The sequence below is a fragment of the Burkholderia sp. Ax-1719 genome (genome assembly GCF_011753055.1).
In the GTDB taxonomy this organism is placed as follows: domain Bacteria; phylum Pseudomonadota; class Gammaproteobacteria; order Burkholderiales; family Burkholderiaceae; genus Paraburkholderia.
The window spans coordinates 812492-827152 of the sequence record NZ_VWWJ01000001.1 but is presented as its reverse complement, the minus strand read 5'-3'; the positions used below and the strand labels follow the sequence as shown (position 1 = coordinate 827152).

The following is a 14661-nucleotide window of genomic DNA, read 5'->3' as shown; positions in this document are numbered from 1 at the left end:
GGCGTGCCAACGGATAACTTATCGTCTAATTACATCGGCATCCTGATTAATAGGCAGTTTTTTCAGATTTCGCATGCCCTCCATCAGGGACATATCGACCTCCGGCTGGCCACCGATCCTATACTCCCCCGCAGTACTGTGGCATACTCCCGTCCAGTATGTGACCGGGAGCCATCATGCCCCACACCGTCGAAGAGAAGAAGCGTGTTCTGGCCCGGGTTCGCCGTGTGCGCGGCCAGCTGGACGCGCTTGAGCGCGCGCTGGAAGAAGGCGCGGATTGCGGGCCCATTCTCCAGCAGATTGCGGCCATGCGCGGCGCCATCAATGGCCTGATGGCGGGCGTGCTCGAAAGCCATCTGCGCGAGGAGTTTTCCAGCCTCGCGCCCGCTGACGACAGTTCCAAAAAATCCATTGACGAAGTCGTTTCGCTCGTGCGTTCCTACCTTCGTTGATGCGGTATCGATGATCGATTGATTCGCGCCGGTAGCCGCCCGAGCGGTCCGGACCCTTTGTTTTTCTCACCAGGATTGCTATGAAATCACGTGCAGCCGTTGCATTCGGGCCGGGCAAGCCCCTCGAAATCGTCGAGATCGACGTCGAACCGCCCCGCAAGGGCGAAGTGCTGGTGAAGATCACGCACACCGGCGTGTGCCACACCGACGCCTTCACGCTCTCCGGCGACGATCCCGAAGGCCTCTTCCCCGCTGTGCTGGGCCACGAAGGCGCCGGCATCGTCGTCGAAGTGGGCGAAGGCGTGACCAGCGTGAAGCCCGGCGATCACGTGATCCCGCTCTACACCGCCGAATGCGGCGAATGTCTGTTCTGCAAGAGCGGCAAGACCAACCTGTGCGTGGCCGTGCGCGCCACGCAAGGCAAGGGCGTGATGCCGGACGGCACGACGCGCTTCAGCTACAACGGTCAGCCCGTCTATCACTACATGGGTTGCTCGACGTTCAGCGAATACACGGTGGTCGCCGAAGTCTCGCTCGCGAAGATCAATCCGGACGCCAACCCTGAACAGGTCTGCCTGCTGGGTTGCGGCGTGACCACGGGTCTGGGCGCGGTGAAGAACACCGCCAAGGTTCAGGAAGGCGACACCGTGGCCGTGTTCGGCCTTGGCGGCATTGGCCTTGCGGTGATTCAGGGCGCGAAGCTGGCGAAGGCCGGCCGCATCATCGCCATCGACACTAACCCGGGCAAGTTCGAACTCGCGCAGGCCTTTGGCGCGACCGATTGCGTCAATCCGAAGGATCACGAAAAGCCCATCCAGCAAGTGATCGTCGAGATGACGGGCTGGGGCGTCGATCACAGCTTCGAGTGCATCGGCAACGTCAACGTCATGCGTGCCGCGCTCGAATGCGCGCACCGCGGCTGGGGCCAGTCGGTGGTGATCGGCGTGGCGGGTGCGGGCCAGGAAATCTCCACGCGTCCGTTCCAGCTCGTCACGGGGCGCCGCTGGCTGGGCACCGCGTTTGGCGGCGTGAAGGGCCGCTCGCAATTGCCGGGCATGGTCGAAGATGCCATGAGCGGCAAGATCCAGCTCGCGCCGTTCGTCACGCATACGAAGGACCTCGCGGGCATCAACGAAGCGTTCGACCTGATGCACGAAGGCAAGTCGATCCGTACCGTGGTTCATTACTAAAGACTGCGCGCGGCGCGTCCCTAAGCGCCGCCACTTCCTGCCCGCTGTCGTTCACGCTTCTCATGAAGTTCAACGGACGATAGCGGGCCGCCCCACGCTTCCCGCGTTCGCAATTTCCATTTCGTGGCTGTAATTGCATATGCAATTACACAGATAAAAATGGATACCGTACTTCTCCCGATTTATTTTTCGAATTTTATAGACTGACTTTAAATGATGTTTAAAGGCATCTATTCATTCATGCCGCATAGCGTGTAAAAGTGTTTGACAAAGCACTGCAACACCCTCTATTTTTCCTCTGCATCTTTTCATTACCAAATCTTTCCACGGGGAATCTCCAGAGGCCGTTCTGGCTTCAGGGGCTTCCCTTTGTCTTTTTTATTGTCCTTTTTCGTAGGCATCCTGATTAATTTTCACCGCAACAAATTGTATTAAAAATGTCGGTTATAGAAAGTTAATTGTTAGCCGCATTGCGCCGGCGTGGATTCGCTTTGTCTTTTTAAATCGTCACGTTCCGGCGAACGCGGCTTTTCTGCATGCGGTATTCATCATCCACAGGGACAGATATGAATGCGGACAGCCGTATTAGCAATTGCCGCGCCCGCTCATTGGGCCGCCTGGCCATGCCGGGCGCGTTGATGGCGACAATATTGATGCTGGCGGGATGCGGGGGCGGCGATAGCGGCTCCGGCACTTCGGCCACGGCAATGAAACAGGTCGCGGCCACTCAGCAAAATGCATCGCAATCGAATGCCGGCGCCAGCGCCAATCAACCGTATACCGACCCCATTGCCTATTCGCCGAATGCCACTGACGGCCTTGCGGCCTCGCAAGTCGCGGAAAAAGCCGCCGTCATGCATTACCAATGGAAATCCGGGAAAGCCACGATCAATTACACGACGACGACCGGGCATTTGACGGCGTCGGATGCCAATGGCAATCCCGAAGCCACCATGTCTTATGTTGCCTACACCGCGCCATCGACCAATGGATCGCCGCGTCCGGTCACCTTCATCTACAACGGCGGCCCGGGTTCGTCGTCGATCTGGCTGCGGCTGGGCTCGTTCGCGCCCACGCGCGTCGCCACGCCCGACCCGCTGCTGACGAACTGGCCGAATTTTCCGGTTGTCGATAATGCAGACAGCCTGATCGACACCACGGATATGGTGTTCATCGACCCGCCGGGCACCGGCCTTTCCGAAGCGATCCTGCCCAACACCAACCAGAAGTTCTGGGGCTGCGATCCCGATGTGGGCGTGATGCGCGATTTCATCGAACGCTATATTGCCGTCAACAACCGCAGCACTTCACCGATCTATCTCTATGGCGAATCGTATGGCACGCCGCGCACCGACATGCTTGCACTCGCGCTGGAAACAGCGGGCGTGCCGCTCACCGGCATCGTGTTGCAGTCGTCGATCCTGAACTACTACGCCGATGCGATCGAAGCCACCGCCATCACGGATTCGACCGCCGGTCTGCAACTGGATACCGATACGCTCGCGGGCTATTACCCCGGCTATGCGGAAGTGGCCGCGTATTTCAATCAGGTCTCGCCGCCCTTGATCGATCAGGGACTGTTCGCGCTTCAATCGGAAATCTTCGCGACCGGCCAGTACAACCACTTCAAGAAATACGCGCAGACCTGGACGCTCAGCCAGTTGGGCATCCCCAATGCGCTCGGCACGCCGGTGCTGCCGCCCGCGCGCACGCTGGATTCGTGGCGCTGGCCTTCGAGCCTGACCTTGCAGGCCTTGCAGGGCTACTTCAACGTGAATGGCTTCACTTACTCGCTGATTCCGGGCACCACCATCGGCCGTTATGACGGACGCGTTTCGCTGCCGAATTCGGACCCGCGCCTGCAATCCGACGGCGATCCCTCGGACATTCTGATCTCGCAGCCGTTCACCACGGCATTGGCCACGCAGTTGCCCGATTACCTCGGTTATACCGCGCCCAACGCCACCTTCATGCCGCTCAACGACAACATCATCAATGTCTGGGACTTCTCGCACGATGGCCAGCCGCTGCCCGATACGCTGCCCGATCTGCTTGGCGCGATCACGCTCAATCCGCAGTTGAAGGTGCTGTCGGAGAACGGTTATCACGATCTCGCGACGCCATTCTTCAATACGGAGAAGCAGCTCGCACGGCTGCAAACCGTGTCCGGTTTGAACGCCAATCTGCAGGTCAACTTCTTCCCGGGCGGGCACATGATTTATCTGGATGACACCGCGCGCCCGAAGATGAAGAGCGATCTCGTCAAGTACTACGCCGGTCAACCGATACCGCTCGCGCTTTCGGTGTGGACGCTGCCCGCGCCGTGGCCCGACGAAAGCCCCGCCGGTTCGCCGACTGCGACGGCGCAGGCCGCGATCGAACCTTGAGATCGGCTTCCGCACGAGCTGATCTATCCGGTACACCCGATTTCACTCTTTGAATGCGAGCGAACATGTATCCATCCGACAAGTTGTGGCGCATTGCGCCGCTCATCGTGGTTGCTGCCGTAATCGGCACGGCGCAGGCGGCAACGCAGTCCGTGGCGCCCGTCCAGTTGCCCAAGGGCGGCCATGGCGTCGACGGCCCGTTCTTTCCGGCCAACCGTCCCCAGCCCGTGACGCCGTCGACAGGCACACAGTTGCAGCAGGAGGCGCAAAAGCGCATCGAAGCGCGGCTGGGCGCAAACACGGTGTTGAGCCAGGGCGCGACAGTCACGAAGGCGCAGGCGCAGACCAATGGCCTCGGCTATATCTCGCAGCATTTCGATCAGATCGACACGGCGCATACGGGCCGCGTTTCAATCGACGACGTGCGCCAGTACCTGCAGAAGCAACAGCAGCAATAGACGCGTAGTCGCAATCACATTGCGCTCATGTGAAAAGGCCTCACCCAACGGTGAGGCCTTTCTCGACGACGCTTCAATCCACTTATTGCATTGCGCGCGCCGGCAGCAGCTTGCCTTCCACGAGCAGCGCGACCGTCTTGACGAACAGCAGGCCAATCACACCGGTACTCGCCACGAACAGCACGAAAGCCAGTTCATGCACCCAGAGCGGGCCACCGTGCTGGGCGATAAGCATCGCGAGGGTCGGCAGCGCTGCGACGCCAAAGCTGAAGGCCCAGTACGACGGCGTGAAAGCCTGGGCGCGAATCCACGGCAGCAGACGCAGCAGCAGAAGCGCTTGATACAGACCGTAGCCGAGCAGTGCGTAAGCCACGATCCCCGCAGCACCCGTCAGCGAGATGTGCATGCTGCCCATGATCGCCATCCAGGCGACGCCACCCACCACCGGCGGCGCGAGCTGGATACCAAAGGTCGGGCGCAGGGCCGGCGCGGTCGGTGCAGCGAGCGCAGCGCGGTTGAGCAGCTTCGATTCGATCGCGAGCCACGAGAGCGCACCGCTACCGAAGAACATCACCGCCAGTTCGGGCAAGTTGAATGCCGCCGCCGTTGCCGCCGCCACGAAACCCGCTGCCACGGTGGGCAGATAGGTCGCGGGCGTGACCAGTTCGGCATTGCGGCCACCTTGCCAGAGGCGTCCATGCAGCATCACGCCCACGGCAACCTGGCTGATCGCGCCCAGCACGAACAAGGCGAGACCGGCGTCATGCGACCAGAGCTTGACGGCCTGCGCCGCCAGCATCGTCGATACCGGGCCGAGCGCCACGAACGACGATTGCACTTCATGCTGCCATTCCTTGCGCGCCGCCTCGCGGTGCGCGACCCACTTCACGCCGTACATCGCCATCACGGTGGCCCAGACGATCAGCGCCAGCACGGTAAGCGCCGTGGCCGCTGCGGCCGGCACTTCCCAGAGCTTTGCGGCAACCCGCCATGCCCCCGCCAGCGCGAGCGTCCCCACTGCGATGCCGAAAAAGCCGGCCGGCATCGGTTCATGTTTTGTGATCCATGCGTTCATGACTTCACTCCTGACACTTGAGGCAGCGAAGGCCGCCGTCGATGGAGTGACTTTAGGCCCGGACGCGCCTGACGCGAATGCCGGGCCGTGTCAACAACATGCCCGATCGTCTCAGGGCGCGTTTCTGATCGCTTGTCGCGGATTGCGATTGAACCCTTTTACGGATTACGCGCCGATGCTTTCTTCGAACTCCGCCAGCGCGCCGTCGTGCGCTTCGAGCATGCGCTGCACCTCGGGCAGCGCACGGCGCACCAGCGCCCGCGAGGACTTCGGCAGATCAGCGCAGGCGATCTCGATATCGCCGCTGCGGTGTTCGCCGAGCATCGCGAGCAGCACGCAAGCCTGCTGGACGTCCTTCTGCGACTTGACCAGCATCGTGGTGCGCAACCGCGACACGAGGATCTTGTGGATCGCGAAACGCGCCGGGTCCGGCACGCGCACCGGCACCGCGCCATGCCGCGATATCAGCGTGCCCATATGCGACTGGCCGAGCAGATAGGCCAGATACGGCATGCCGCTCGCGTGCGCGCCGAGTTCCGGTACAGCGACGGTTGGAAAGGTATCGTCCTTCGACGGCACGAGCAGGTCGACGTGAAAACGCGTCTTGCCCGCCCGCTTGAACGAGGTGGACGGATCGCCCCGATTGAACGGCGGCACCGGAACGAAATCGATGCCGGTCTCGCGCAGGATGTCGAGCAGTCCGCCCGACGGCACGTTCTGCAAGGCAAGCTGCCGCGCGCGGGCGATATCGATATCTTCGGTTTCGTAGGCGATCGCCTTGATGCCGAGGCTGTTGAGCAGTACGGCATACGCGTGCGAGCCCACCAGTACCGCGCCCGCCTGGAACAAACCGTGGTTGTAAAGGACCGCCATGGTGGCGTAGGTCTTGTTGTCGGCGATCTGGAAACCGAGCTTCGCCAGTTCCCGGATGCGGCCGATGAGATCCTTGGCCTGCTCGATCTGCTCCGCCACCGCGGCCACGCGGGCGTCGGCTTCAGGGTCGCCCTTCGGGCCGCCCATGCTGAGCTGCTGGCGCCTGCCTTCGGCGTCCATGAACTGGCGGTAGTAGTAGACGGCGTTGCCGCGATCGTGCTCGACTATCGTGCCGGGCGCGCCCACCAGCACGCCCGGCTGGGCGGCGGCGCCCTGCTCGACGTTTGCGTATTGGGAGCAGTAGGCTTGATCGTGCCGCTGGTAAAGAGGGGAGCCGGGCATGGTCGGAAGAAATTGCAGTAATTTTTTGAATTTTACTGCAAATTGCGCAACCGGCAATTGCAGTAGTTTTTCTAGAATTACTGCAAACGCTGGGACACACCTTGGACGTACCTCAGACGCACCCGAGACAGGCCATCCGCGCGGCCAACTCTCGGCGTATCGGCGCGCAAAACGCGACAATGCTGCAAAGCCCCGCAACAAGGAGCAACACCCCATGCCGATCAACCACGACTACTGGTTCCCCGCCAAACGCTATGGCTGGGGCTGGGGACTGCCCACTCGCTGGCAAGGCTGGCTGGTGCTGATCGGCTATTTCGCACTGCTCGGCGCAACCATCCACGCTTTCGGGCCACAGCGGCACATGGCGGCGTTCATCGTCGTGGTCTCGCTCCTCAGTCTCGTGCTCGTCGGCATCTGCTGGCTCAAGGGCGAGCCGCCGCGCTGGCGCTGGGGCGACGACTGAGCCGCGCGCCCGCCCCGCCTTAACCGAAGGTGAACGTGTACACCTTCGCGCCCGGATCGAGAAAGCGGATCTCGAAGGTCCGGTCACCGATCGCACCGCCCTGCCGCACCAGCTGATAAAGCCGAGCGCTCGTCACCACACCCGTACCGTCCGCCGCGACATCGGCGCCACGCGCAGCGCCGGGAGCCGCGCCATCGATGGTGATGCGAAAACGCACCGGCTTGCCGTCCGCCGCAGGCGCAAGCACCAGATGCAGATCGCGCGCATGAAAGCGATAGGCGACGCCCGTCTGCGGCGCGGCGGAGACAGCGGATTCCGCGCCGATATTCCAGCGGCCATCGAGCGCCCACGCATTGAGCGGCAGATTGGCGGGCAGCGTGTAATTCGCAACGACGTCGGGCTGCAGCGATTGCGGCGAGGCAAAGCCGCGCCCCTCGCGATAACCCAGATAGGTCTCGCCCGAACCGGTATCGGCGAGATCGGCCGGGGCTTGCGCACCGCTTGCTTGCGCTACGTGCGACGCGTGCGCGTCGGGCGAGCGGCCATTCTCGGCGAGCAGTTGACGGATCGCCTGTTCGGCCTGTCCATAGCTGCCCTCGCCGAAGTGGTGATAGCGCACGCGGCCCTGCGCATCGACCACATAAAACGCCGGCCAGTACGCATTGCCGAAGGCATTCCAGATGCGGTAGTCGTTATCGAGCGCGACCGGATAGCCGATGCCCAGATCCGCCAGCGCGCGCTTCACGTTGCCGGGGTTGTGCTCGAAACCGAACTCGGGCGTATGCACGCCGACCACCACCAGCCCGTCGTTCCGATAGCGCTGCGCCCAGGTCTTGAGATACGGGAGCGTGCGCAGGCAATTGATGCACGAATAGGTCCAGAAGTTGACCACCACGACCTTGCCACGCAGATCCTGCGGCGTGAGCGGCGTGGAGTTCAGCCATGCCGTTGCGCCATCGAACGACGGCAGCGTGCCTTCTACTGGCAGCGCGGCGGCGGACGGCGATGCGGACGACGATGCGGAAACGCGGACGATATGCGCCGCCGCCGACTTTTGCGCTTGCCGCACGACCGTGGGCACGGCAGCAGCAACGGCGACGGGGTCAACCGCCTTCGCGCTCAACTGCCCAGTCAGGCGATTTTCCAGGCGCTCGGTCGGCGAACCCGGCAGATGCGCCAGCACGCGCGTATCGACGCCGAACGCAATCGCGCCCACCGTCACCAGCACGAGCGCCCCCACCGCGCGGCGCAGATGCTCGCCCATGCCCATCGAACGCTTGAGCGCATCCATCGCCCGCTTGCCGAGACTCGCGGCAATCGCCAGCGAACACGCCGCACCCACCGCATACGCACCGAGCGACGCCCACGTTTGCCAGGTCACGCCATGACGCACCGCGCCCGTGAGAATGAGCCCGAGGATCGGCCCGGCACACGGCGCCCACAGCAGGCCCGTAGCCGCACCGAGCAATAACGCCGAGCCAATCTGCCCCGCCGCCCCTTGCCGGTCGCTGCGCGCAACGAAGCGATCGGCGAGCGTGGTGAGCGGCTGCGCTAGACGTGCGGCCAGCGCAGGAAACAGCAGCGCAGCGCCGAAAACCGCAAACAACGCGAGCGCGAGATAGCGCCCATACTCGCTCAACTGGGCCGCGCCGTTCAAACCCGCCGCGCCCAACCCGGTGAGCAGCGCGAAGGTGCCGCCAAGCCCGATCAACATCGGCAAACGGCCTGTGACAAAGGGCTGATCCGAGCGCGCGAACACGAAAGGCACAACCGGCAGGATGCAGGGACTGAGGACGGTGAACGCACCGCCGATGAATGCGACGACGAGCAGCAACATGAGTCGGTCTCCGGACAGATCCACACAGATTTCGAGGGGCGCAGCAAAGCCCCGGCCATGTGCGGTATTTCAGGGCCTGGATGTATCGGCTGAATGTCTGGAAAGCGCCTGGGGCGCATGAGCATGTGTCGCGCGGCCGCGGGGATACATGCCGATACAAATCGCCGATTGGAATCGCCGATTGAAAACGCCGGGGATACAAACCAGCGTGCACGGAATCAAAGCTGGACAGGCACCCGGCGCAACGCGGGTGTTTTGTATCACCAGGTATCCGGCGCTCGCCGCGACACACTACGTTGCACAGGGCAGCCGTTGGGGACATGTACCAGATACGTGCGCGCGGTCCAATGCACTCGCACCCCAACCTTTCATGGAGAGCCCGTCATGTTCGAACGTCTCAAGATCGCCGCCGTTGCCACTGCCCTGGCCGCCACGGCCGCCTATGCGGTGTTCGCGTCCACCGCCAGCCCCGCCGCCACCGAACCCGCCGCGGTGCAGAACGGCGCACCCGCGCCCGATTTCACCGGCATCAACACCTGGATCAACAGCCAGCCGCTCGATCTGAAACAGCTGCGCGGCAAGGTCGTGCTGGTCGAGTTCTGGACCTTCGACTGCATCAACTGCGCGCATACCGTGCCCTACGTGAAGGAATGGTATTCGCGCTACCGCGACAAAGGTCTGGTGGTAGTCGGCGTCCATACGCCCGAACTCCCGTTCGAGCGCAACACCGACAATCTGAAGAAAGCGGTCGCGCGCTTCGGCATCGAATATCCGGTGGCGCAGGACAATTCGTATGCGACCTGGAACGCGTACAACAACCAGTACTGGCCCGCGCTGTATCTGATCGACAAGAACGGCAAGCTCGTCTACAGCCATTTCGGCGAGGGCGAGTACGACCAGACCGAGCAGACGATTCGCGGCCTGCTCGGCATCGATGCCAAGAAGGGTTGAGATGCGATCGAGAAAGCGCGCCTAGCATTCGACGTGGCGCGCTGACTTGCAGGCTCTCCGGTTTGGCACAGCCTGTTGAACGGCTGGGATCGGATCGCGGCACTACGCGCGCCGCTTCGTCGCGCGTTTTTGCTTCGGCTGCTGCAAGGCGCGCAGCTCGTCATCGTCGAGGAAAAAATCCGTATTTCCAGTCATGCGCTCGACCATGAAATCGATGAAGGTGCGCACGCGCAGCGGCTGTTCGGTGCGATGGCGGTAGTAGATATAAATCATCCCGTATTCAGTCGCGTGCTGGGTCAAGAGCGGCACCAGCCGGCCGCTGCGAATATGGCGCGCTGCATTGAAGCTGCCTAATTGCCCGATGCCCAGCCCCGCAAGCACCGCCTGCGTTTCCATCTCCGTATCGTTTACGCAAACGGCGGCGGGCAGATCGCGATAAACGATTTCATCGCCGACGCGAAACTGCCATTGCGCGAGCTTGCCCGTGTTTGCGCGCCGGTAGCCCGTGCAGCGATGCGCGGCCAGTTCGTCGATGCTGCGCGGCGCGCCGTTGCGCGCGATGTAGTCGGGCGACGCGCACACGATCAACTGGATCGGCACCAGCCGCCGTGCGATCGCGCCGCCCGCCGGCGGCGGGCCGCCTCGAAAACCCACATCGGAGCGGTCGGTGACCAGATCCGTGAACTGATCGTCGAATTGCACTTCGAGCTGCACGTCCGGGTAGCGCTTCTGAAACGCCTCGAAATGCGGCCACAGCACGGGCAAGCCGAACGCGCGCGGCGCGCTCACGCGCAGCGTGCCGCCCACTTCCTCCTTCGAGCGGCGCGCGTCGTCAAGCGCGGACGACAGCATCGTCAGCGCCGGTTGCACGCTCTCGAACAGCCGCTGCCCCTCCTCCGTCAAGCTGAGCTTGCGCGTGGTCCGATGAAAGAGTCGCACGCCCAGATCCTTTTCCAGTTGCATCACCGCCTGGCTCGCGGCCTGAGGCGAGATGCCCTGATCGACCGCCGCACCGCGCAGACTGCCGAGCGTCGCAGCGCGCACGAAGGTATTGATCGCACGAATTCCGTTCATTTTCCGGGCCATTGATTCGCAAGAAAAACTTGATTATCACTCCAGTCTACGACGTCTAGTTCATGTCAATCGACGCGCCTACCATGGCATCACTTCATCACACACGTAGGAGAGACATCATGGCTGACGTTCAACAGGCAGGATTCAAGCGCGTCTGGTTCATCACGGGCGCATCGCGCGGCATCGGCGCCCTGATCGCCGAAGCCGCACTGGCCGATGGCAACGCGGTCGTGGCCGCGGGCCGCAACGCAAAAGCCATCGTCGAGCGCCTTGGCGAACACGCCGCGCTGCTGCCGGTCGCGCTCGACGTGACCGATGAAACCCAGGCAAAGGCCGCCGTCCAAACCACAATCGAAAAATTCGGCCGCATCGACGTACTCGTCAACAACGCCGGTTTCGGTCTGCTGGGCGCGATCGAAGAATCCAGCGACAAAGACGTGCGCCGCATGTACGACACCAACGTGTTCGGCCTGCTCAACGTCACGCGCGCCGTGTTGCCGACGCTGCGCGCGCAGCGCTCGGGGCATGTGATCAATATCTCGTCGGTGGGCGGCTATCGGGCGGCGGCGGGTTTCGGGGCCTACTCCTCCACGAAATTCGCCGTCGAAGGCATAACCGAAGCCCTGCATGCGGAGTTGAAACCGCTGGGCATTCACGCCACCGTGGTCGAGCCGGGCTATTTCCGCACCGACTTTCTGGATGCCACCTCGCTGGTCGTCGCGCCGGATGTCATCGCCGATTACGACGAAACCTCGGGTGCGGTTCGCCGCAAGGCCGTGCAGATGAACCACAACCAGCCCGGCGATCCGAAGAAACTCGCCGCTGCGATGGTCACGCTGGTCGATGCCACGAACCCGCCGCTGCGCCTGCCGCTCGGCACGGACACACTGGCGGCCATCGCCACTAAAAACGCTTATGTGGAGCAGGAAACGCAAACGTGGAAGGCGCTTTCGGCATCCACGGACTTTGCGGCCTGAGCGATCGCTCAGCGGCCCGCGGCCCCCTGCTCCTCGCGCGCATATTGCGTGGGTGGGCGGCCGACGTGCCGCGTAAAGGCCACGCTGAACGTACTGGCCGAGCTGTAGCCAACACGCTGCGCAATCTCCGCGATCCGGCCTTCGTTACGGCGCAGCAGATCTTTTGCGAGCGCCATGCGCCACGTGAGCAGATATTCCATCGGCGCGACGCCCACCGCATGGTTGAAACGTTCGAAGAACGTCGAGCGCGACAGCGCCGCCTGCTTCGCGAGTTCGGCAACGGTCCAGGCGCGCGTCGGCGCTTCGTGCATGGCGCGGATCGCGAGCGCAAGCCGCCGGTCGGACAACCCACGCACCAGTCCTGGCGACGCATTCGTTTGCGCCATCGAGCGCAAGGCTTCGATCAGCAGCACTTCCATCAGCCGCGAAAGCACGACCTCGCGCGCGGGCCGCTGCTCACGCGACTCCTCCCGCACCAGTTCGACGAGTGTGGCCAGGCGCTGCTCGCCGCGCACGTGCACGATCTGCGGCAGCAGTGAAACCAGCAGCGACGCATCCGGCGAACCGAAGCTGCAATGGCCCGCCATCATGCGCGCATCGACCGGGTTGTCGGCGGGGCCAATCCGGTATTCGCCGTTGCCCAGCGCAACAGGCGCGGACGTTTCGACGCCTGAGGGCGGCGGCACGAGGCTGGACATCGCCACGCCATAGGCAGCGGGGATCAGCACGAAGTCGCCCGTGAGCAGTTCAATGGGTTCGTGCCCGTCGATGGCGATGCGGCAACCGCCTTCGAGGATCACGCAATAGAACGGCTCGCCCGCGTCCGAGCGGCTGATGCGCCACGGACTCGCGCCGTGGACGAGTTTGGAAAAGCGTGCGCCCGGCTGCAGCAGCATCACGACTTCCGCGAGCGGATCGATCATCGCCGGACTCCTGCCAATGATTTTCGGATTGTTTATTGTAGCAAGTACGGTTTAAGCGATCTATCGTAAGGGCACACGAACACCACTCCACCGGAGCCCCAATGAAAACCGTACTGGTCACCGGCTGTTCTTCTGGATTTGGCCTCGAAATCGCCCGCTTCTTTCTGTCCCGCGACTGGCGCGTCATCGCCACGATGCGCACGCCGGATCTCAGCGTGCTGCCGCCTTCGGAGCACCTGCGCGTGCTGGCGCTCGACGTCACGAAACCGGACAGCATCCGCGCCGCCGTCGAGGCCGCCGGACCGATCGATGTGCTCGTCAATAACGCGGGCTTCGGCGCGGCGTCGCCCGCCGAACTGGTTCCGCTTGACACGGTGCGCGCGCTCTTCGAAACCAACACCATCGGCACGCTAGCCGCGACGCAGGCAGTCTTGCCGCAGTTCCGGCAGCGCAAGGCGGGCGTCGTCGTGAACGTGACGTCGAGCGTGACGCTCAAGCCGCTGCCCCTGATCGCCGCCTATCGCGCGAGCAAGGCGGCGGTCAACGCCTTTACCGAGGCGATGGCGCTGGAACTCGCACCGTTCGGCGTGCGCGCGCACATCGTCATGCCGGGCCGCGCGCCGTCGACCCGCTTTGGCGACAACGCCCGCGAGCGCATTCACGGTTTCGACCATGAGGCCTATGCCGATGTCGTGCAGGATGTCCTCGCGCGTTTTGCGGATACGTCGTCGCCGGTCACCTACGCGCAAGACGTCGCCGAAGCCGTGTGGCGCGCCGCCACCGATCCATCGGCTCCGATGCATATCCCGGCCGGCGTCGATGCCGAAGCATGGGCCGCGGAAGCACGCCTCGCCGAAACGCACTAACCAGCAAGGAGATGACCATGCAGGACACCCCCGTCGCGCTTGTCACCGGAGCGAATCAAGGCATCGGGCTTCAGATTGCAAAGGACCTCGCCGCGCACGGCTTCACCGTGCTGGTTGGATCGCGCGATTTCGCGCGCGGCGAGACCGCCGCCCGCGAAGTCGGACCGCAGGCTCACGCCCTTCAACTCGACGTGACGGATCACGCGTCGGTGAATCACGCGGCCACGCGCGTGCGCGAGGAGTTTGGCCGCCTCGACGTGCTGATCCAGAATGCGGCGATTTCCAACACCGGCCGGCTGCCGGGCCAGTCGCTGGAGGACTACGCGAAGACCACACGCCCGAGCTGCGTTTCGCTCGACGAGATGCGCGCGGTATGGGAAACCAATGTATTCGGCGTGCTAGCCGTCTATCAGGCGATGTTGCCGATCCTGCGCGAAACGCCGGGCGCGCGCATCGTCAACGTGTCGAGCGGGGTGGGTTCGCTGACCACGAACTCGAATCCGGACTTTGCGTATCGCTCGATTTTTGGCCCGGTCTATCCCGCCTCCAAAACGGCGCTCAACGCCCTGACGGTTGCCATGGCGATCGAACTGGAACCGGATGGCATCAAGGTCAACGCCATCTCTCCCGGATTCACGAAAACGAATCTCAACGGCTATCTGGGCACCGAGAGCGTCGAGCAAGGCGCGCGCGAAGCCGTGCGCGTTGCGCTGCTGGGCGCGGATGGGCCGACGGGCACGTTCACGCGCTGGGAGGGTGAAGTCATTCCGTGGTGATATCAATACGTCATCCT

At 63.2% G+C, this 14661-nt stretch carries 14 protein-coding genes; 9 read left to right on the top strand and 5 right to left on the bottom strand.

What is annotated here, in order from left to right:
* Positions 1-176: 176 nt before the first annotated feature.
* From frmR to F3J17_RS03560, 4 genes are all read left to right on the top strand, one after another.
* Positions 177-452: a formaldehyde-responsive transcriptional repressor FrmR gene (frmR, locus tag F3J17_RS03575; protein ID WP_042296561.1), complete on the top strand. Its 276-nt coding sequence runs from the start codon at positions 177-179 to the stop codon at positions 450-452.
* A gap of 80 nt (positions 453-532) precedes the next feature.
* On the top strand, positions 533-1642 hold the full coding sequence (locus F3J17_RS03570) for an S-(hydroxymethyl)glutathione dehydrogenase/class III alcohol dehydrogenase (protein ID WP_167053810.1): 1110 nt from the start codon (positions 533-535) through the stop codon (positions 1640-1642).
* Between the two features lie 566 nt (positions 1643-2208).
* Positions 2209-4029: a peptidase S10 gene (locus F3J17_RS03565; protein ID WP_167053809.1), complete on the top strand. Its 1821-nt coding sequence runs from the start codon at positions 2209-2211 to the stop codon at positions 4027-4029.
* Between the two features lie 65 nt (positions 4030-4094).
* The gene (locus F3J17_RS03560; RefSeq protein WP_167053807.1) at positions 4095-4487 is read left to right on the top strand and encodes a 2-oxoglutarate dehydrogenase; all 393 of its coding nucleotides are present in this window, start codon (positions 4095-4097) and stop codon (positions 4485-4487) included.
* A gap of 82 nt (positions 4488-4569) precedes the next feature.
* Here the strand turns inward: F3J17_RS03560 and tehA are convergent, their stop codons facing one another.
* Together tehA and F3J17_RS03550 are read right to left on the bottom strand one after the other, a co-directional pair.
* Positions 4570-5562 carry a dicarboxylate transporter/tellurite-resistance protein TehA gene (gene tehA / locus F3J17_RS03555; protein WP_167053805.1) on the bottom strand — a complete coding sequence of 331 codons (993 nt, stop codon included), beginning with the start codon at positions 5560-5562 and terminating at the stop codon, positions 4570-4572.
* 165 nt (positions 5563-5727) lie between these two features.
* Entirely contained in the window at positions 5728-6777 is a 1050-nt protein-coding gene (locus F3J17_RS03550; protein WP_167053803.1) for a GSU2403 family nucleotidyltransferase fold protein, read from the bottom strand.
* A gap of 214 nt (positions 6778-6991) precedes the next feature.
* Here F3J17_RS03550 and F3J17_RS03545 point away from each other — a divergent pair, with 214 nt between their 5' ends.
* A complete protein-coding gene (locus F3J17_RS03545) occupies positions 6992-7240 on the top strand; it encodes a hypothetical protein (protein ID WP_167053801.1) in 249 nt (82 codons plus the stop codon).
* Between the two features lie 19 nt (positions 7241-7259).
* On the opposite strand, the gene F3J17_RS03540 is transcribed toward F3J17_RS03545, so the two are convergent.
* Positions 7260-9077: a cytochrome c biogenesis protein DipZ gene (locus tag F3J17_RS03540; RefSeq protein ID WP_167053799.1), complete on the bottom strand. Its 1818-nt coding sequence runs from the start codon at positions 9075-9077 to the stop codon at positions 7260-7262.
* Between the two features lie 384 nt (positions 9078-9461).
* On the opposite strand from F3J17_RS03540, the gene F3J17_RS03535 reads away from it, so the two are divergent.
* Positions 9462-10028 (top strand): thioredoxin family protein, encoded by a 567-nt coding sequence (locus tag F3J17_RS03535; RefSeq protein ID WP_167053797.1) that lies wholly within the window; start codon positions 9462-9464, stop codon positions 10026-10028.
* A 102-nt stretch (positions 10029-10130) separates the two neighbouring features.
* Here F3J17_RS03535 and F3J17_RS03530 read toward each other — a convergent pair whose 3' ends face one another.
* Positions 10131-11102, bottom strand: a complete 972-nt coding sequence (locus F3J17_RS03530; RefSeq protein WP_167053795.1) for a LysR family transcriptional regulator — start codon at positions 11100-11102, stop codon at positions 10131-10133.
* 119 nt (positions 11103-11221) lie between these two features.
* On the opposite strand from F3J17_RS03530, the gene F3J17_RS03525 reads away from it, so the two are divergent.
* The gene (locus F3J17_RS03525; protein WP_167053793.1) at positions 11222-12079 is read left to right on the top strand and encodes an oxidoreductase; all 858 of its coding nucleotides are present in this window, start codon (positions 11222-11224) and stop codon (positions 12077-12079) included.
* Positions 12080-12087: 8 nt separating this feature from the next.
* On the opposite strand, the gene F3J17_RS03520 is transcribed toward F3J17_RS03525, so the two are convergent.
* Positions 12088-13002, bottom strand: coding sequence for an AraC family transcriptional regulator (locus tag F3J17_RS03520; RefSeq protein ID WP_167053792.1), 915 nt, complete (start codon positions 13000-13002; stop codon positions 12088-12090).
* Between the two features lie 101 nt (positions 13003-13103).
* Between F3J17_RS03520 and F3J17_RS03515 the strand changes: the two genes are divergently transcribed.
* Together F3J17_RS03515 and F3J17_RS03510 are read left to right on the top strand one after the other, a co-directional pair.
* On the top strand, positions 13104-13868 hold the full coding sequence (locus F3J17_RS03515) for an SDR family oxidoreductase (RefSeq protein WP_167053790.1): 765 nt from the start codon (positions 13104-13106) through the stop codon (positions 13866-13868).
* A 17-nt stretch (positions 13869-13885) separates the two neighbouring features.
* Positions 13886-14644: an SDR family oxidoreductase gene (locus F3J17_RS03510; RefSeq protein ID WP_167053788.1), complete on the top strand. Its 759-nt coding sequence runs from the start codon at positions 13886-13888 to the stop codon at positions 14642-14644.
* Positions 14645-14661 lie beyond the last annotated feature (17 nt).